Genomic DNA, 17,118 nt, shown 5'->3' on the forward strand with positions numbered 1-17,118 from the left:
GGCGCCGCCGCTCGACCGATGTGATTACCTCCGCCCTCGAAATCGTCATAGCGCTTCTCCTAGGATTACCCCTAGGACCTGCAGCGATCCCGCTCATCAGGCAAGGCGGCCCTCAATGGAGGGATACCCGCCTTGCGCCAGGTCAACAAATGCTGCGGCGAAAGACCGTTGCGCCGCGCGACGTCCGAGACAATCGAGCCCGGAACAAAGGATTCCGCAACGATGCGTCCCTTAACCTCGTCACTCAAGCGCCGCCGGACCCGCAGCTGCGATGCGTCGACAACACGCTCGATCATCTATGCACACCGTCCTCTTCAAGACGGAGCGCATTTTGCCGATCAGTTCATCAGCAACAAGGTGGAAGTAAATCGCCGCTTACCTCGCACCGAGGGTCGTTTAGGGGAGATCGAGCGAGTCGGTCGTACGCATAGGGCGAAGAACGACGAAGACCGCGTGGTTGAGGCGTGCGCGCAGGCACGGCGAGCTCTATGTTGGCGTTGCGTGAAGGTCAGGCGGCAAGATTTTCATCAGCGAAGTCTCTTCCATAAAAATACATCGTTGTGCCACTCATCGTGAATCCGCGCTGCTTCGTGTAGCACCGCAACGGGTCGAAATCCGAACGGAACGGTACTTTTTATGGTTCGAGTGTTCCGTTCATACGCGCGCGACAACAGTAGTCTCAATCCTAAGCTGGCCGCTGTTTCAATCAAGTACTCAAACATTTGCCTTCCAACGCCCTTCCCTCGATGATTCTCATCAATGTAGCGGGACGTTTCGGCTATATCTGTATATTCTGGACGCACGGAAAACCGGCTCAACGCGCACCAACCAATCACCGTGCCGTTTTCGATCTGGTAAACGAACGCAGGGAAAGGATCTTGATGTTCCTCAAGCCAGGCGATGCGTCTTTCATCAGTGTCTGGGAGGTCTTGGCTCACGGCAAACACACCTGGCTTCAACGACTGGTTATAGATCTTTGCCATTACATTGGCGTCAGCATGAGTTGCGCGTCGAAACATTACTATCACCTGTCACCTGTGTCGGCTTGAGCGCTAGTGACTTACGAGACGCCATACGCTCTAGCTGGAAGGTTATGCGTGTATCGGTAACTCATCGTCCGCTTCTTGCACTGAAGCTCACTTGTTGCCTCCGCGGGAGTGGGTTCCTTCATGGCAGTGAACAAAGCATATCAGATTTGTCCAAACAAGCTATCGGCCTTGGTAGGTTGCAGCAAGCTTCCGAGCCTGACACGCTCGTACCCGTCTAATCGACCTCACCTGCATTGCGTTGCTCTCTTCAACGTACCTCAGCCTAACTGTCCAGATGCCACGCCGGGCAAGAGAATTGGAGCATTTTTGATGTCCTACGAAGTGCGTCCTTTGCGATTAGATGACATACCCAGTGTGATAGACATCTATAACGCAGCGTGCTGTGCAAGGGAATCGACGCAAGGGATGCGCCCTTGGACTATCGAAGAAATGAAGGAATTCTTATTCGAGACGGTACCGTCATTTGAGTCCTACGTCTGCGTAGATAGGACTGTCGTGGTTGGCTGGGCGGCACTCACTCGCTACCGAGTCAAGGAAGACGTTAAGCAAACAGCCGAGATGTCGCTTTACGTTCGGGATACATTTCGTCGTAAGGGCATCGGCACCGCCCTTGGGCAGACGATTCTAGGTCGATCGAGTAAGCTCAATCTACACTGCATTTTTGCGCTGCTTTTCAAGGATGCGCCCGAAGTTGTTTCGTTCGCAGAAAGGAGATGTGGATTTTCGACCGCCGGGTGCCTTCCAGAAGTCTTCTGCCATCGGGGAAAGCACCACGACATCCTGCTTTTTGAAAGGCTTATAATGGCGTGAAGTTAATCACACTACGCGGAAGAACAATTACGACGCATGGCCAATCCAGAGGACGGTAACCGATCGTCCTGCGACAGGTCACAAATCACAAAGTGATCACCTCGACGCGACGATAGGAGTCCCCTTCTTGCCTAGCATCAACTATGGCATTTGCCATCCCTTCAGCTCCACCGATCAGCTCATGGCAGGCATGTATCGCAAGTCAACCGAAGGACGGCAGGAGGGTTACTCCCGATTGCGCACTGTTAAGCGTCGTTCGCCGAAATCATGGGACACTTGCGCAACAAGCACGCGTTAATTCGGCGGCAATTGGACCGGTCTCTCTCGCGGTGGACTGGTTGATAATCGTAGATGAAGGACCGCCAGTACAGCTAGCAAAATTGATAGTAGTCGCCCCAACCCTGACGTTGTAGCTTCATTTGCAGGAGAATGCGCTGTGCACGTCGCGGAGGGGATGGCGCGGATAAACCCCGTTCGGAATCTCGCGAGAGCGCCGTTAATGAACGGGACGTCGTTCCGGTGCTACAACGGTGAACAACGGCCGGTATCTACGCAGAGGACATAATGCATAAACTCCCGCTACGCGGCATTAAGATAGTAGAAATGAGTCACATGATCATGGGGCCTTCCTGTGGCATGATACTTTCTCAACTCGGTGCGGACGTCATTAAAGTTGAACCGCCGGCCGGTGACAAAACGCGTGCGCTGAAGGGCATGGGGACCAGCTTTTTCCCGCTTTTCAATCGCGGAAAGAGAAGCCTCGTTCTGGACGTGGGCACAAAACTGGGAAAAGACGCACTATTCCGTCTTCTCGAACGCTCGGATGTTTTCATCGAGAACTTCAAGGACGAGACGATGGCGAACAATGGATTGGACGCGGCCAGCCTTACGGAGCTCTTTCCAAAGCTGATCGTCGCAGCTCACAAGGGTTTCCTAAGTGGCCCCTATGAACATCGACCTGCGCTCGATGAGGTCGTACAGATGATGGCTGGTCTCGCGTATATGACGGGGTCACGCGACGTTCCGCTTCGAGTCGGCACTTCTGTGAATGATATCATGGGTGGGATGTTCGGAGTAATAGGGATCCTCGCCGCACTTCGAGAGCGTGAAACGAGCGGGAAGGGTTCCGAAATCCGCATCGGTCTTTTCGAAAATTGTCTCTTCAGTGTGGCGCAACATATTGTTCAGTATCAGATGACTGGCGCACCTGTGCCGCCAATGCAGCAGCGAATCCTATGCTGGCCTGTCTACGACATCTTCACCACCCGTGACAATAAGCGACTCTTCATCGCGGTGACTACCGAAAGTCAATGGAAAGCCCTATGTCGCACATTCGGCCTGGAAGCGCTCCTGAGTGATCCGGACCTGATGACGTTTCAGCAACGCATCGACAATCGGCCCCGGCTGTTGCCGCTTATCGCGGAACGACTGCGACAGCACGACCTAGAATACCTTACGACAGAGCTCGACCATGTGAGCATACCCTTCGCTCCCATCAACGCGCCGGAAGAACTGCTCGACGATCCACACGTCCGCCGCCCAGGTCGGCTGGTTGCGATGATCGATGAGGCGGGTCATACAATTGATATTCCTACGCTGCCGCTTGAGTTCGATAGAGAGAGCGTCGGGCGAGTTTCCATTGTCTCTTCGCTCGGCGGCGACACTGCTTCGATTCTCAAGACGCTCGGCTATTCAGAAATCGAGATCCGAGAATTGGCCCGAGTTAGGGAACTTGCGGCCTGATTTCTCAACGACTTGAGCACGATCACGGGACAAACTTTTGACCTGGCTGATCAGAGCTAGTGATGGCGCACAACGCGCCTCTATCAAGACATTTCGTTTTGGAAAAAATCGGGACCGGACCGTCTGGGTCGCCGAACGGCAGGCTAAGCCCCTCAGCGGCAAAGCTCTCCCAGATAATAGTGGGGATGAATGCTGGCCCGTTCAGGATACGTCCTGTCTGGGCGATCGTACGCATCCGAGCAACGCCGCCTTGTGAAAAGTTCGGCTGTGTAGCTGACTGTCGTTATGGACGTGCATAAGGACAGTGCGGTGCTGAGCCGCATAGAGGTGGTTGAGACCGGTCGGCGGCGACGCTGGACGCGTGCGGAGAAGCTCAGGATCGTAGAGGAGAGCTTGGCGGGACCACGACTGGTTTCGGCGACCGCTCGCCGGTACAGGATCTCACGTCAGCTTCTGCTGAATTGGCGCAAGGCTTTGGCGTCCCCTCATCGGGCTGGCGAGGGTTCGATCGGCCCGACATTCGTCCCTGCGATAGTTGTGCCGGGCACGCCGCCAGCGACGGAAGCTGTCGAGGCGGGCCAGATCGAAATCGTGAGCCCGAAAGGGTTGCGCGTGGTCTTCGGTCCCGGCGCGGACGTCGAGGCGGTGGTTCGAATTGCTCGTGGACTGGAACGCCGATGATCCCGATCCCGACGGGCGTGCGAGTGTGGCTGGCGACGGGCCACACGGATATGCGCACAGGATTTCCCTCCTTGGCGTTGCAGGTTCAGGAAGTGCTTGGCAAGGACCCGCTGGGCGGCCATTTATTCTGCTTCCGCGGTCGCAGAGGTGATCTGCTGAAGGTGATCTGGCACGACTCGCAGGGTGCCTGCCTATTTACGAAACGTTTGGAACGGGGGCGATTCATTTGGCCGTCGGCGGCGGATGGCGCGGTATCGATCTCGCCGGCGCAGTTGTCTTACTTGCTGTCTGGCATCGACTGGAGGCACCCACAAGAAACCCACCGTCCGACGCGGGTCGGATAGCCGCTTTTACGGTTTGAATCTGCTGCTTGATCTGATTCAATGGCTCCATGATATCGGAGCCGGACGATCTTCCATCGGACCTCGTGAGTGCCCTGGCGGCGCTGCAAGCCGAGCGTGAGGCGCGGCTGCGAGCCGAGGCGGTGGCTGCCAGTGCGCGGGCGGAGCTGTCGGACAACGAGGCGCTGATCGCGCATCTCGAGCTGCGGATCGAGAAGCTCAAACGCGAACTGTACGGGCAGCGCTCCGAGCGCACGGCACGGTTGCTCGAGCAGCTGGAGTTGGAGCTCGAAGAACTCGTCACCACGGCGAGCGAGGATGAGCTTGCCGCGCAGGCCGCAGCGGCGAAGACGCAGAACGTCCGCCCCTTCATGCGCAAGCGGCCGGTGCGCAAGCCATGGCCGGATGACATCGAACGCGAGCGCGTCATCATTGAGGCTCCAACGACCTGCGCCTGCTGCGGTGGATCGCGGCTGGCGAAGATTGGTGAGGATGTGACCAAGACGCTGGAGGAGATCCCGCGCCGCTTCAAGCTGATCGAGACGGTACGCGAGAAGTTTACCTGCCGCGATTGCGAGAAGATCAGCCAGCCGCCCGCGCCGTTCCATGCCACGCCGCGCGGCTTTATCGGCCCACAATTGCTGGCGACGATCCTGTTCGACAAGTTCGGCATGCATATCCCACTCAACCGCCAGAGTGCGCGCTTCAAATGCGAGGGGATCGACCTGCCGTTGTCGACGCTGGCCGACCAGGTCGGCCACGGGACCTTCGCCGTCATGCCGCTCTTCCACTTGATCGAACGCCATCTGCTCGCGGCCGAGCGCCTTCATGGCGATGACACCACCATCCGTATTCTGGCGAAGGGCAAGTGCACGACCGGGCGGATCTGGACTTATGTGCGGGATGACCGGCCCTTCGCCGGGCCTGCGCCGCCGGCGGCGGTCTATTACGCCTCGAGCGACCGACGAGGCGAGCATCCCCAGAAACATCTGGCCGCCTTCGCCGGTATCCTGCAAGCCGATTGCTACAACGGCTTCGAGCCGCTGTTCGACCCGCAGAAGAAGCTGCATGATGGCGGCACGGTCGGCGCCACGCTGACTGCCGGCGAAGGTCCTGGCTCGCCGACGTCCTCGCCCGTATCGCCGATCTTCCGGCATCGCGTCTGCACGAACTATTGCCCTGGGAATGGAAGCTCCTGCGCGAAGGCGGCGGGCCCGCCGATCACCAGGCCGCCTGACCTCCACGCAACACCATCATAGCGTTCGCCGTCCCCGCGCGCATGCGTCAATCAGGCGGTCTTCGTCGTATGCGTACGGGCGATCCTCTCGATCGCGAGGCGATGGCGTGGCACGGTTGGCTCCATAGGAGGCTCCCAGTACGGCGCCAGAGAGAGCGGCCGACTGACAGACGCCTCTCAAGGCGTCGAACGACCGCACCACATCGCAAGGGTTGACGAACTCTCCTCTCCGATTTCGTGCGGCTACCCCATCATCAGTGAGACCTCTACGTGCAAGAGAAGCTGTAGTACTCGGCGGCATTTTTCTTCGGGCAAGTGCGGTCACGCCTCACCGCTTCAGTTCCCGATCCGGCTGGATCCGGTCGAGCAAGCCCGCGCTGAATCCTCATCGGGAGCTGGTGGCCTGACGGCAGCGCTATACGCCGTCGCGCCCCTTGCTCCGGCGCATCGATGCCGATCATCGCAGCCAGTACCCCGACCTCTGTACTTCGCTCTTGCTCCCCCATCGAGAGCTTCTTGCTATGATGGAGAGCCTGAAAGGTGCCAATTTACTCCCTTATTCTCGCAAGAGCTTTGCCGTGGTGAACTGCTCCCTGTCTTGACCGAACACCGGCGTTAGCCGGAGGAACCAGGCATAGTCCTAGGCATACGCCTATGTCCAAGGCCTTTTCGAAGGTGGAAGTCATCACGGCGTTGCCCGCCGGCGACGGTTTACGACGGAGCAGAAGCTCTTGGTCGCCAATGAGACGCTGCAACCGGGCATGTCGATCAGCTATGTTGCCCGTCGCCATGGGCTCTCCACGAGCCTGGTCTACCGATGGAGACGGCTAATGAGCGAAAGGGGGCAAGGAAGCGGTGCGGGCGGATGAGGATGTGGTCGCAGCATCCAGGGTGTCCGGCGGCTGGAGGAACGAGTTCGAGACCCGAACGCATGCTCGGCCGCAAGACCCCGGCGGTCGAGATCCTCAAGGCTCTTGAGGTTGCGCGGGAAAAAAAGCCGACCTTGCTGTCGCGATCGCCAGCACTGGAGGATACCCCGTGAAACGGATCGCAGAGACTCTCGGCTGGTCCGTTCCAACCTGGTTGAGCGAGTTGACGGCGAGCATCCAAAGCGCTGTCCCGAGACCCGCGCCGGGGATGCGGAGCTCACATCTGATATCCGGCGCCTAGCGGATAGCCGGCCGAGCTATACCGGCGGCTCGCCGCGCTGCGCAAGCGCGCGCGGCGATCCGCCGGCCACGATCCCGTCGATGCCGGCGTCTACCGGCTGATGAAAAAGGGCGGCTTCGCATCCCGCGGGCTCATGATGGAACGAACATGACAAGCCGTTCCAATGTTCGTTGGTGTCCGAACGCGCTCGAGTTCACCTGTTGAAATGGCGAGATCGTGCGGGTTGCCTTTGCCCTGGACAGCCATGACCGAGAATCATCAGCTGGGTGGCCACAACGGCTGGGATCTCCGGCGAGATGATCCGGGACATGATGGTCCGCTGCGTCGAATGGCGGTTCGGCGACATCCGGGCTCCTCGCAAGGTGCAATGGCTGACCCAGAATGCTCGATCTTCGCTGCCTATCGCATCCTTGAGAGCCGCGGCCCTGAACGTTAAGCCTTGCTTCACGTCCGTCGAAAGCCCTGAGAGCAACGGTAAGGCCGAGGCCTTCGTGAAAGCATTCAAGCGCGACTATTTTCGTGTGAACCCGATCCCTGACGCGCGCACCGCGCTGCTGCGGATCGGAGACTGGATGGAGGATTACAACTCAGTACACCCGCATTACCGGCTGGGCTACCGCTCGCCGCGGGAGTACATTGCATCACTCAAACCAGCCGAGTGTCCGGTCCAATGGGGGGGGGCAACTCCAAGTGGACTGAGTAACGCTCATCCACGAGCGAAACGTCAGACAGAACTATCAAACTAGACAGTATGCGATCGCTGGGCGACCTTGTAGCTTAGTTGCCGTGCGAGTGGCGTGAGCGCCTAGCAACAGGTTCAAACTATTAGAAGCACCCTCTTTATGGAGGTCGAGTGGATGTGGTGGCTACGGATCGCCCATCTTTGGTGGCTTCCGCAAGGAACTGATCGGCGCATGAGAACTGCAGCACCAGCTCCTCAGCCATCGGTTACGAAAGACGATTTCCGGTGGTGATCGCGGATGAGAGCAATTCGAGGGAGTTTGGGGGCTTTCCCAAGAAAGTGTTACTAGAACGTGTAGAATAGAGGAGGCACAGTTCGCGATCTCGCTCCAGCGCGGATTGGGGAAACGGTTTCCCATGATCTTCAGTAACAAAAGAAGGGACAGTTGTATGAGTTCTGTAAACCATACCTCCGAAAAACAGCAAATCATCGTCTTCGATACGACCTTGCGTGATGGGGAGCAGTCGCCAGGTGCGACAATGACACATGACGAAAAGCTTCAGATTGCAGAGATACTCGACGAAATGAGGGTCGATGTCATCGAGGCAGGCTATCCAGCCGCATCGGCGGCAGACTATACGGCAGTCCATGCGATTGCAAAACGGACAACGAACGCTGTGGTCTGTGGACTTTCCCGTGCTACGCGAGAAGACATCGATCGTTGCGCCGAGGCGATCAGGCCTGCCAAGCACGGTCGTATCAATACGTTCATTTCCACTTCACCAATCCATATGAAGTGGAAGCTTCAAATGGAAGCCCATCAGGTTTACGAGTTGGTGATCGCCCAAGTAGAAAGGGCAAAACTTTATACTGACAATGTCGAGTGGACTGCTGAAGACGCCACTCGCAGCGATCCTGAGTTCCTATGCCGTTGCATTGAGGCAGCGATCAAGGCTGGCGCAACCACCATCAACTTGGCAGATACGGTCGGCTATTCTATGCCGGAAGAATACGCGGGAATGGTTAGGATGGCCCAGCAACGCGTACCCAACTCTAGTAAGGTACGATTTTCGGTCCATTGTCACAACGACCTTGGGGTGGCAGTTTCGAACTCGCTCGCCGGAATCTGCGCTGGCGCCCGACAGGTTGAGTGCACGATCAATGGAATTGGTGAGCGCGCGGGAAACGCGTCGATGGAAGAAATCGTCATGGCCATCCAGGTCCGCGGCGATGTGCTGCCTTACTGGACCAATATTCAGGCCAAGATGTTCGCTCGCGCATCCAGACTAGTGAGCGAGGCGACTTCATTTCCCGTGCAGTACAATAAGGCGATCGTTGGTCGAAATGCGTTCGCGCACGAGGCGGGCATCCATCAAGATGGCATGTTGAAGAATGCACAGACATACGAAATTATGAAACCGGAGAGCGTTGGCGCGGATCAAATGTCTTTGGTGATAGGAAGGAACTCTGGCCGACATGCGTTCGCCCGGAAGGTGCAGGACCTCGGCTACCGGCATTCCGAGATCTGCTTAGAGCAAGCGTTCGTGCAATTTAAGGCTTTGGCAGATCAAAAGAAGCACATTTCTGATGACGATATCAGAGCTTTGGTTGCTGCCGAGCTAGCCAAGTATTGACTCCGAACAAAGACACGAACATGCCGGAGGAGCGCGTGGGCGATCAACGCATGTTGGCACGAGCAAAAGTAAGCGCGGCGTCGATTCGGCTACTCGGCCAATCGTTGGCGATACGCTGAAGCGTTAGGGTGAGCCAGGCGAACGGATCGGCGTGGTTCATCTTCCACATCGAGACGCTCTCCGACATGTCCTCGGCGATCAGCGCCTTCTGCTTGCCCCGTGCTCAGCCAGCTCTTCCGGCTCAATGACGGTTTCGACGCGTTCCAGATGGGGCGCAAAGCCCTTGCGCCGACGAGGTGCACGCTTGTCGTCCGCTTGCGCCGGCCCTTGCTGACCTGGGCGTTGATCTCTACGATGCCGGTCTCGATCTCCTCGAAGATGAAGGGCTGCTGTTTATCGTCGTTGGAGCCGAGCTTTCCGATCACCGGCCGAACCGGGCACGGTCGAATGCCTTCAGGATCTGCGTCAGCCACTCGATGCGGCATCGGCATCGGCGTTGCGGTCTTGAGATCGGCGACCTCGCTCTCCAGAGCGTCGGCGCGGGCCGCCTTCCCATCCATGGCAAGCACCATGGCGTTCAGCGTCTCTAAGTCATTCGGGAGTTCGAGATCGGGCGGCGTCATTGGCCCCGAGACTCTACCCGCTGCTGGATGAAAGTTCAGTGGCAGGTCACTCCGAGGCCAAGCGACTGAAGGCCTTGGAAGAGGAGAACGCGAAGTTGAAGAAGCTTCTGGCTGAGCAGATGCTCGATGTGGCCGCCCTTCGCGAGCTTCTTTCAAAAAAATGGTAGGGCCCGCCGCCAAGCGCGCTGCTGTCGCGCATCTGCAGGCTGTCATGAGCCTGTCGGAACGGCGGGCCTGCTCGATCGTCGGCGCGGATCGGAAGATGATCCGCTATTGCTCGAGCCGCCCTCCAGAGGCAGAACTGCGGGGCCGGCTGCGCGATCTCGCCAACGAGCGGCGGCGCTTCGGCTACCGCCGGCTGTTCGTCCTGCTGCGGCGGGAGGGCGAGCCATCGGGGATCAACCGGATCTACAGGCTTTATCGGGAGGAAGGACTCGTCGTCCGCAAGCGGCGAGCCCGCCGCAAGGCTGTAGGGACCCGGGCCCCGATCCTAATGGAGGCCAAGCCCAACGCGCGCTGGTCACTGGACTTTGTCCACGACCAGTTTGCCAACGGCCGGCGCTTCCGGATCCTCAACATCATCGATGACGTGACCAAGGAATGTCTGGGGGCGATTCCCGATACGTCAATCTCCGGACGGCGCGTCGCCCGCGAACTCACAGCAATCGTCGAACAACGCGGCAAGCCGGGAATGATCGTGTCCGATCATGGCACAGAGTTCACCTGCAATGCCATGCTCGCCTGGTGCAAGGATGCCGCTATCGATTGGCACTTTATCGCGCCTGGCAAGCCGATGCAGAACGGCTTCATCGAAAGCCTTAATGGGCGCATGCGCGATGAGCTGCTCAACGAGACCCTGTTCTTCGACCTCGACGACGCCCGCGGCAAGATCGCTAACTGGATCGCCGACTACAATCTCCGACGCCCTCACTCATCGTTGAAATACCTGACCCCCGCGGCCTATGCCGCCCACCTCACCGCAACGGACGATCGGCTACGCAACCCCGACCAGCTCCGCCGATCGTCCGTTGCTCCACCCGCGCCACTTGGCGTACAAAACCCCGAGACTCTAACCGTCGCTGGATGAAAACTCAGTGGCAGCTCAGCAACTGAAACGCCAGCCTCGCGCTCCTTCAAAATCCCGATGATCTGCTCTTCCGAAAAGCGGCTGCGCTTCATGCTCTGGTCCTCGCGTGGGGCCAGAACGAACTTCAACCTGGATTAAGCCCGTGGGGCAAGGTCAAGAGCTCCAGCGATTGGTCAGCGCGAACACATCTTCGTGCCGATGGTCGCCCACGGGGCCGCGGATCGTCTCTATGGATGAATGGCATCGCACGTCTCGATAGGTTGCCAAGACGCCAGCTTCCGCCCGCCCGCAACAATGGCTCGGAAAATCCGCGTGCCAGTCGCGCCGTAATACCCGAGACCACATGATGCAGCTCCCGCAAATGCATCTCATCATAACTTTCCGCATATACTATGAACGGCGAGACCAACCGCTCCCGTTGGCGCGCAGCATCAGGTCGGAAGCTACCGCAACAAGCGAGTGGATTCTTCCGCGACGCTCGTCACGCCGCGAGCTCTGAATCAGAGGCCATCGAGTTGGGGCCACGCCTCAATGCTTGTGAATCCTTGCCTCGGACGCGCAGCACGCGACCCCAGTGGGGCTCCGAAAACCTTCCCGGCGAGCGACACAGGAGCACACGCACGCAGTCATCCGGATTTAATCGAGCCCGACCTTGAAAGTGGAAACACAGCACCTTCTCCCTGGACTTCAGAATTATATCAGTTGAGGGGCATAGACCTCAAGCACAGGAGACTAATAGAGTTAGTAGGTGTCCTATTACGCGGTTTCCGGATAAGCCAGCCGAGGCACATCGGCTCCTAGGCGTAGTGCACGGCAGTTCTAGCGACAAGCGCGGCGAATTCCCGATCTCTCTGTTCACTGGAGCACAACCCGTCAGACGCGCAACCGTCCATTTCAATCCGTTGCTAGGGAGGACATAAGCATGGGTGAAGCCATTGGCGAGGCTCGCGGCATGAGGGTAGTCGAACAACTAGAATCAAACGTCAGAACATACTCACGTTCGTTTCCAGCTATTTTCAATCGAGCCCACGGATCGATTATGCTGACGGAGGAGGCGGAAACGTTCATTGATTTCTTTTCTGGCGCTGGGGCGTTGAATTACGGCCACAACAATCCTTCAATTGGAGCTGCTATTACCGAGTATCTAGAATCGGACGCCGTAGTCCACGGGCTTGACATCGCTACTCCTGCAAAGATCGAGTTCATGGAGACTTTCAACTCTGTCATACTTCACGAACGAGGCATGCGATATCGTTTCCAATTCACAGGGCCAACTGGTGCTAACGCCATTGAGGCGGCTTTAAAGCTCGCGCGTAAGCTCACGGGACGTCAAAATGTCATTTCATTCACACATGGATATCATGGTATGAGCTTAGGAGCGATTGCCGCGAGCGGCAATCGCCTTTATCGCGCAAGCAGCGGGGTTCCTTTATGCGGCGCCACTTTCATGCCCTATGATGGCTATCTTGGCCCCGATCTTAATACGGCTGACTATCTGCGAAAAGCACTGCAGGACGAGAGCAGTGGCATCGATTCGCCGGCTGCCATTCTCGTGGAAACTATTCAAGGAGAAGGAGGGATAAACGTTGCCCGCAAGGAATGGCTGCAATCTATACAGGCCATAGCTAAAGAAGCCGGGGCCGTTTTTATAGTCGACGACATCCAGATGGGCTGCGGTCGCACGGGCGATTTCTTTAGCTTTGAGTTCGCGGCGTTGTCGCCGGATCTTGTCGTGCTCTCGAAAGCACTAAGCGGATATGGTTTGCCACTATCAATGCTGTTGATCAAAGAGGGTCTCGATACGTGGGGACCTGGAGAACACACAGGCACCTTTCGAGGCAACAACCTCGCACTCGTATCTGCAACCGCAGCTATAAATCTTTATTGGCGGTGCCAGACACTCTCGCGTGAAGTTCACCGCATGGGAGCACTTATGCGGCAACGACTCGATTCTATTGCGTCACGCCACGGAAATACTTTCGATGTTCGAGGACGAGGCATGGTGTTGGGATTCGATTGCCAAACGTCCGAAGTCGCGAAGGCTACGGCGGTTAGGGCCTTTGAGAAGGGACTGATGATTGAGCGATGCGGCCCGGCCGATCAAGTTGTAAAATTTTTGCCAGCACTAACGATCGATCTTGAGACACTAGATCGCGGGCTTGATATCTTCGAAGAAGCGCTGGCTGAAGCACTGAAAGGTTGTAGCGACTGATGCCGGGCCGAAAAAATGGCCAACTGATTCACGAGCAGATCGACGCGTCGCCATCGCGCGGTCGCACTAAATTAGCCATCTTTAGGTTTGGGCCTATCAGTACAATTTGTTGCGACCACACGCCAGCCATGTCGTGTGAAGGAAAAAAAGCAAATCGGTGTTTCCGACTGGCAGCGTTCGCAGCGGGTGCGTTTCTCTGAATCCATTCGGCGTAGCCGCAGGGTTAGCGCTTGGGTAGCCCTGGGCTAATCTTTGTAGAATCTGATCAGCTCGATGAGGCATTCGATTCCGACGTCGGTGAACGCCAGGAGGCCGTCTTTTCCGACGCCATAGATCCACATGACGACGTCCTCAGCCAACCTTCGTCTTCGCCGAGATATTTCGCGAGCTGGGTGATGACGTGATGGACGGAATTGACGTGCCTCGTGATGCCGCTCGAGCGGACAGTGCTGATGCTGGCGTTCAATTCCAGGGCAGAACCTCGTCCAGCCGATGAGCCGGATGGCCGCGATGCGGGCGAGGAGCAGAAGCGCTGATCCATGCGAGGACGAGGCGGTGATTGTGGCCACATAGGCGCGCTCGATCTCGGAACGGGTAAGCTTCCCGTTGACCTCGCCGAACGTTTGGCCGTCATACGCGTTGCCCGGCCGCGCCTTGGCGTGCAGCACAAAATGGCTGCCTGGGACGCTGGCGTTTTGATCGCGGCTTTGCGCCGAAATCGTAAGGCGCCGATGCATTCGTCGGGCCCGTGAAGGTAATCGAGCTTCCATCCGCTCTGACGCTGCACTGGGAGAGGATCTGCGCGCCGCGTGAAACCAGCCGTCGAACGCACCTCAGCCCCCGGCTGCCCGACGATCTTGCGGCGGACGTCGCTGGTGAGACGGCCGAGCCACGTCCGCAAGCTGCGCAACTGTCGGCGCCATCATTGCCGCTCGCTTGGAGACGCGCAGATACGATTGCCGCAGCTTAAGGCCGTACTTGCAGGCCAGACGATTGAACCCATGATCGCCGCATGCACCAGCTTGGCGTTGGTCGGGAGGTTGTTGATCTTGGCTGCACAGCGTGTCCACCGTTACCAGCTTAAGATCGCGCGTGCGCAGCGCGCCGGCCTCGTGTGTGACCCTTACACTGTCGGCCAGCAAAAGCTCCAGCTTGTCGCCGAGTCGCTTGCCCAATGGTTGAGGTCGCTTCGCTCGAATGCGGGCTGAAAAATGGGCATGTGCGAACGATCACTATCGTGCACAAGAGTTTTCCCGCTACTCGTAGCCCCTAAAACAGATCTCAGCTCTTCGATTTTATCCAATCAGACGTCGAGTCGCGTACTGCCCGTTTAGAAAACATCAAGTTCGATCTCGGACGGTACGTTGACAATGCGCTCTAGATCATGCCCATTCTTGGATAATGCGTATTTCAGAGCGTACGCTCGGTTTACGAACAAGCCGCCAAAACTCCCGCTCTGTTCGCGGGCGCCCCAGTAGCCGTGACGAGTTATCCCAATGAACACGATTGATGCTCCAGAGGTGCACGAACGAGGTTTGATCAGATTCATGATCACAGTCCACTATGAGCCTTTAGTCGTGTGCTCCTCAACTGATGAATCTAGGTCAGTCGGAGCTGTTTCGGTGCCGTCCTCGCGTGGGTCACGCAGTGAAGAATACAGCGAGAAGGAAAGCTGACGTCAGTACTTCGAGCCGCCATGCTCAGTATGCTTCATTATCGCCAGAGCAGTCCCATTCCAGCAATTGCGTGACTCCGACAGGGCGGCTCTGCTGATCCGTTCGTTTTAAATTTGATCACCGCAGAGGATAAGGCTTTCCGGTCGTTTCGCCAACATTTTCCAAAATGCTATCACAAAGTCGCTCTACGTCGCGGAGCTCATGCCGCGCTGTAATGCACATGCGAATCGCCGCCCCCCTTCTTCTTCCGACCATTGGGAAGAATGTGACCGACGTATAAAAGCCTCCATCCAGAAGCCGTCTTGCGATTTCAATCGCGTGGGCCTCTGATCCGATGGCGATCATTCTGATTGGGAGCGAATTTCCTTGTTGGGCTGTAATGACACGGCGATCAAAGAGGGCAATACGTTGCGCCAATTTCTCTTGGCGCTCGCCGAGTTCTGATGAGCGGTGAATTTCGCACGACCCAAGGGCTGCACCGACCGCAGCCAGAGTGGGGATCTCGAAAAACACCTGGGGAATAGAGTATCGTCGAAACAGCGCCTCCTGACCGGCCGCTCCAAGCATCAACAATCCGCCCGAGGCGCCGAATCCATTGGCTAGGGAGCCTGCTATGATCGTTCGTTCACCAAACACTCGCGGAAGCTGAGCGCGAGCAAATCCTTCACCGTGGCTTCCGAAGATTGATATGCCGTGAGCATCGTCGATATAAAGAAAGAGACCATAACGATCCTGGAGCTGTCGCAGTTCCTTGATCAGCAAATAGCATCCCAGAGAAGAAACACCATCGCATACATAGGCAACCGCTTGATTTTCACGGCACAAACGTTCGATAGCGTCGATGTCGTTATGGGCGATCGTTTCCACGCGTGTATTGCTAGCCAGGACCGGCTTGTGATAAGCGAGCGAGATGTGTGCATAGGGATCGAACACGACCACCGGCTTCCTTCCGCCCGTCAATGCGCCCGAAGCTAGTATCGCCATCCCGCCAAGATTGGCGAGCATCGCACTGGAAAAAGCGAGCACGCGGGCGGAGAACATCTCAGACAAGGCTTCTTCAAGCTGCCCCAGGAGTTCTAAATAGAGCTGCGTTGGAGCGCAGAAGCGCTGCGCCTCAAGCGCCTTAATCGCCTCAGAGACAATCACCGGATGATTGTCGAGGCCAAGGTAGGAACTTCGTGCGAAATCAATGGCCCTCGGACGACTCTCAAACGAAGCGTCGCCCCACGCGATGGTGCGTCCCCTAAGGGATCGTGCCTGGACCGGCATGAGCCCAGCCGGGTCGACTGCATCGAAGTAGAGCCAACTTTCGCTAATCGGGTCAGTGGTGTTTCGCCAGTGCTCGGTCGGGCCCCCATCATCCGGGACAGCCATCCATGCTTGCATCCAATTCTCCATTCCGATTTACGAGAATATGCGGCCGCTCAGCTTGTCCGCCCGATAGCGAAGTTACCTGACTCTGGAGTTTTGGTGAAATCTTACGGGCAGATCGATCGGTCCTCTTGTTCAAAGAACTGAACCACCGGCTAGCTCGCTTGGGCAGCTACCAAATCATACAGGGCAATAGATAGACATTCCTAAGAAACATCCCGACCGGGTCGCCTGGAATTATCTGCAACAAGAATCCCAGAGATTTGGCTGGGCGCTACAGGTTAGGGAGGGTACGGCCGCGATTCGAGCTTACATTTATCCACGCGGGGGCCTCTGCGGTGCATGCCGCGGTGGAGGTTGTTGTAGATTAACACTGCGATCTTGCGGCAGTCGCATCGTCACCGACTTACCCGCACGTTACGAGTCGGCGATAGCATGCAACGATCGGGCTATCCCTCTACCCGACGTCGTCGCGCGGCGGCCTACTCGCATCGATGACAATGGTCGGCCAGGGCCTCAGTGTTGGCATTCGGTGATTCTTGTACCGCTTCTGACGACAATCCGACAGTGCTCGGGTTAGAAACACGGGCCTCCGTTTGCGGAGATGTAGACTTTTCAAACCAAATCAGACGCTTAATGCTCTTGAGCGCTATCTGGCACGGCCGTTGCTAACTGAACGTCGCAAGCTTGCTATTTCGACGCGACAACACTGAGGGGAGAGCTGAATGCATTCAGACGCGAAGGACGGGCCATGCTTTACTTCATTTAGAGGGCGGCAAAGCTTGCTCCGACAAGTCGCGCG

10 protein-coding genes and 7 pseudogenes are annotated in these 17,118 nt (G+C 57.3%); 9 read left to right on the forward strand and 8 right to left on the reverse strand.

Annotation, left to right across the window (positions count from 1 at the left end):
* Window positions 1-71: 71 nt before the first annotated feature.
* Both ACV1FX_RS36670 and ACV1FX_RS36675 read right to left on the reverse strand, forming a co-directional pair.
* Entirely contained in the window at window positions 72-296 is a 225-nt protein-coding gene (locus ACV1FX_RS36670) for a transposase (RefSeq protein WP_473122407.1), read from the reverse strand.
* 231 nt (window positions 297-527) lie between these two features.
* On the reverse strand, window positions 528-1,019 hold the full coding sequence (locus ACV1FX_RS36675) for a GNAT family N-acetyltransferase (protein ID WP_473122408.1): 492 nt from the start codon (window positions 1,017-1,019) through the stop codon (window positions 528-530).
* Window positions 1,020-1,358: 339 nt separating this feature from the next.
* Between ACV1FX_RS36675 and ACV1FX_RS36680 the strand changes: the two genes are divergently transcribed.
* From ACV1FX_RS36680 to ACV1FX_RS36710, 7 genes and pseudogenes are all read left to right on the forward strand, one after another.
* A complete protein-coding gene (locus tag ACV1FX_RS36680) occupies window positions 1,359-1,859 on the forward strand; it encodes a GNAT family N-acetyltransferase (RefSeq protein WP_473122409.1) in 501 nt (166 codons plus the stop codon).
* 564 nt (window positions 1,860-2,423) lie between these two features.
* Window positions 2,424-3,602 carry a CaiB/BaiF CoA transferase family protein gene (locus ACV1FX_RS36685; RefSeq protein WP_473122410.1) on the forward strand — a complete coding sequence of 393 codons (1,179 nt, stop codon included), beginning with the start codon at window positions 2,424-2,426 and terminating at the stop codon, window positions 3,600-3,602.
* 285 nt (window positions 3,603-3,887) lie between these two features.
* On the forward strand, window positions 3,888-4,283 hold the full coding sequence (gene tnpA / locus ACV1FX_RS36690; protein WP_473122411.1) for an IS66-like element accessory protein TnpA: 396 nt from the start codon (window positions 3,888-3,890) through the stop codon (window positions 4,281-4,283).
* Window positions 4,280-4,627, forward strand: a complete 348-nt coding sequence (gene tnpB, locus ACV1FX_RS36695; RefSeq protein WP_473122412.1) for an IS66 family insertion sequence element accessory protein TnpB — start codon at window positions 4,280-4,282, stop codon at window positions 4,625-4,627. The genes tnpA and tnpB overlap by 4 nt, the downstream gene beginning before the upstream one ends.
* A gap of 47 nt (window positions 4,628-4,674) precedes the next feature.
* Window positions 4,675-5,688 (forward strand): annotated as a pseudogene (gene tnpC, locus ACV1FX_RS36700) (IS66 family transposase); the annotation flags it as partial.
* A gap of 827 nt (window positions 5,689-6,515) precedes the next feature.
* A pseudogene (locus ACV1FX_RS36705) lies at window positions 6,516-7,675 on the forward strand (IS3 family transposase); the annotation flags it as partial.
* Between the two features lie 487 nt (window positions 7,676-8,162).
* Window positions 8,163-9,341 (forward strand): annotated as a pseudogene (locus tag ACV1FX_RS36710) (2-isopropylmalate synthase); the annotation flags it as partial.
* A 49-nt stretch (window positions 9,342-9,390) separates the two neighbouring features.
* Here the strand turns inward: ACV1FX_RS36710 and ACV1FX_RS36715 are convergent.
* Entirely contained in the window at window positions 9,391-9,534 is a 144-nt protein-coding gene (locus tag ACV1FX_RS36715) for a transposase domain-containing protein (RefSeq protein ID WP_473122445.1), read from the reverse strand.
* A pseudogene (locus ACV1FX_RS36720) lies at window positions 9,514-9,970 on the reverse strand (transposase domain-containing protein); the annotation flags it as partial. The gene ACV1FX_RS36715 and the pseudogene ACV1FX_RS36720, both read right to left, overlap by 21 nt.
* 50 nt (window positions 9,971-10,020) lie before the next feature.
* Here ACV1FX_RS36720 and ACV1FX_RS36725 point away from each other — a divergent pair.
* Window positions 10,021-11,057: pseudogene (locus ACV1FX_RS36725) on the forward strand (IS3 family transposase); the annotation flags it as partial.
* Window positions 11,058-11,068: 11 nt separating this feature from the next.
* Here ACV1FX_RS36725 and ACV1FX_RS36730 read toward each other — a convergent pair.
* A pseudogene (locus ACV1FX_RS36730) lies at window positions 11,069-11,149 on the reverse strand (transposase); the annotation flags it as partial.
* Between the two features lie 860 nt (window positions 11,150-12,009).
* Here ACV1FX_RS36730 and ectB point away from each other — a divergent pair.
* A complete protein-coding gene (gene ectB, locus ACV1FX_RS36735; protein ID WP_473122446.1) occupies window positions 12,010-13,269 on the forward strand; it encodes a diaminobutyrate--2-oxoglutarate transaminase in 1,260 nt (419 codons plus the stop codon).
* Between the two features lie 245 nt (window positions 13,270-13,514).
* On the opposite strand, the gene ACV1FX_RS36740 is transcribed toward ectB, so the two are convergent.
* The 3 genes and pseudogenes from ACV1FX_RS36740 to ACV1FX_RS36750 all read right to left on the reverse strand — a co-directional run bounded on the left by ACV1FX_RS36740 (window position 13,515) and on the right by ACV1FX_RS36750 (window position 16,331).
* Window positions 13,515-13,937 (reverse strand): hypothetical protein, encoded by a 423-nt coding sequence (locus ACV1FX_RS36740; RefSeq protein WP_473122448.1) that lies wholly within the window; start codon window positions 13,935-13,937, stop codon window positions 13,515-13,517.
* A 59-nt stretch (window positions 13,938-13,996) separates the two neighbouring features.
* A pseudogene (locus ACV1FX_RS36745) lies at window positions 13,997-14,479 on the reverse strand (IS5/IS1182 family transposase); the annotation flags it as partial.
* A gap of 583 nt (window positions 14,480-15,062) precedes the next feature.
* Window positions 15,063-16,331 carry an aminotransferase class I/II-fold pyridoxal phosphate-dependent enzyme gene (locus tag ACV1FX_RS36750; protein ID WP_473122413.1) on the reverse strand — a complete coding sequence of 423 codons (1,269 nt, stop codon included), beginning with the start codon at window positions 16,329-16,331 and terminating at the stop codon, window positions 15,063-15,065.
* Between the last annotated feature and the right edge of the window lie 787 nt (window positions 16,332-17,118).

The organism is Bradyrhizobium ingae, assembly GCF_055791185.1.

What these genes read in the sequence shown, in the direction of transcription:
- ACV1FX_RS36670 (WP_473122407.1), bottom strand. Translation starts at nt 296, where the DNA reads ATGATCGAGCGTGTTGTCGACGCATCGCAGCTGCGGGTCCGGCGGCGC.
- tnpA (WP_473122411.1), top strand. Translation starts at nt 3,888, where the DNA reads ATGGACGTGCATAAGGACAGTGCGGTGCTGAGCCGCATAGAGGTGGTT.
- ACV1FX_RS36715 (WP_473122445.1), bottom strand. Translation starts at nt 9,534, where the DNA reads ATGTCGGAGAGCGTCTCGATGTGGAAGATGAACCACGCCGATCCGTTC.
- ACV1FX_RS36675 (WP_473122408.1), bottom strand. Translation starts at nt 1,019, where the DNA reads ATGTTTCGACGCGCAACTCATGCTGACGCCAATGTAATGGCAAAGATC.
- ectB (WP_473122446.1), top strand. Translation starts at nt 12,010, where the DNA reads ATGAGGGTAGTCGAACAACTAGAATCAAACGTCAGAACATACTCACGT.
- tnpB (WP_473122412.1), top strand. Translation starts at nt 4,280, where the DNA reads ATGATCCCGATCCCGACGGGCGTGCGAGTGTGGCTGGCGACGGGCCAC.
- ACV1FX_RS36750 (WP_473122413.1), bottom strand. Translation starts at nt 16,331, where the DNA reads ATGCAAGCATGGATGGCTGTCCCGGATGATGGGGGCCCGACCGAGCAC.
- ACV1FX_RS36680 (WP_473122409.1), top strand. Translation starts at nt 1,359, where the DNA reads ATGTCCTACGAAGTGCGTCCTTTGCGATTAGATGACATACCCAGTGTG.
- ACV1FX_RS36685 (WP_473122410.1), top strand. Translation starts at nt 2,424, where the DNA reads ATGCATAAACTCCCGCTACGCGGCATTAAGATAGTAGAAATGAGTCAC.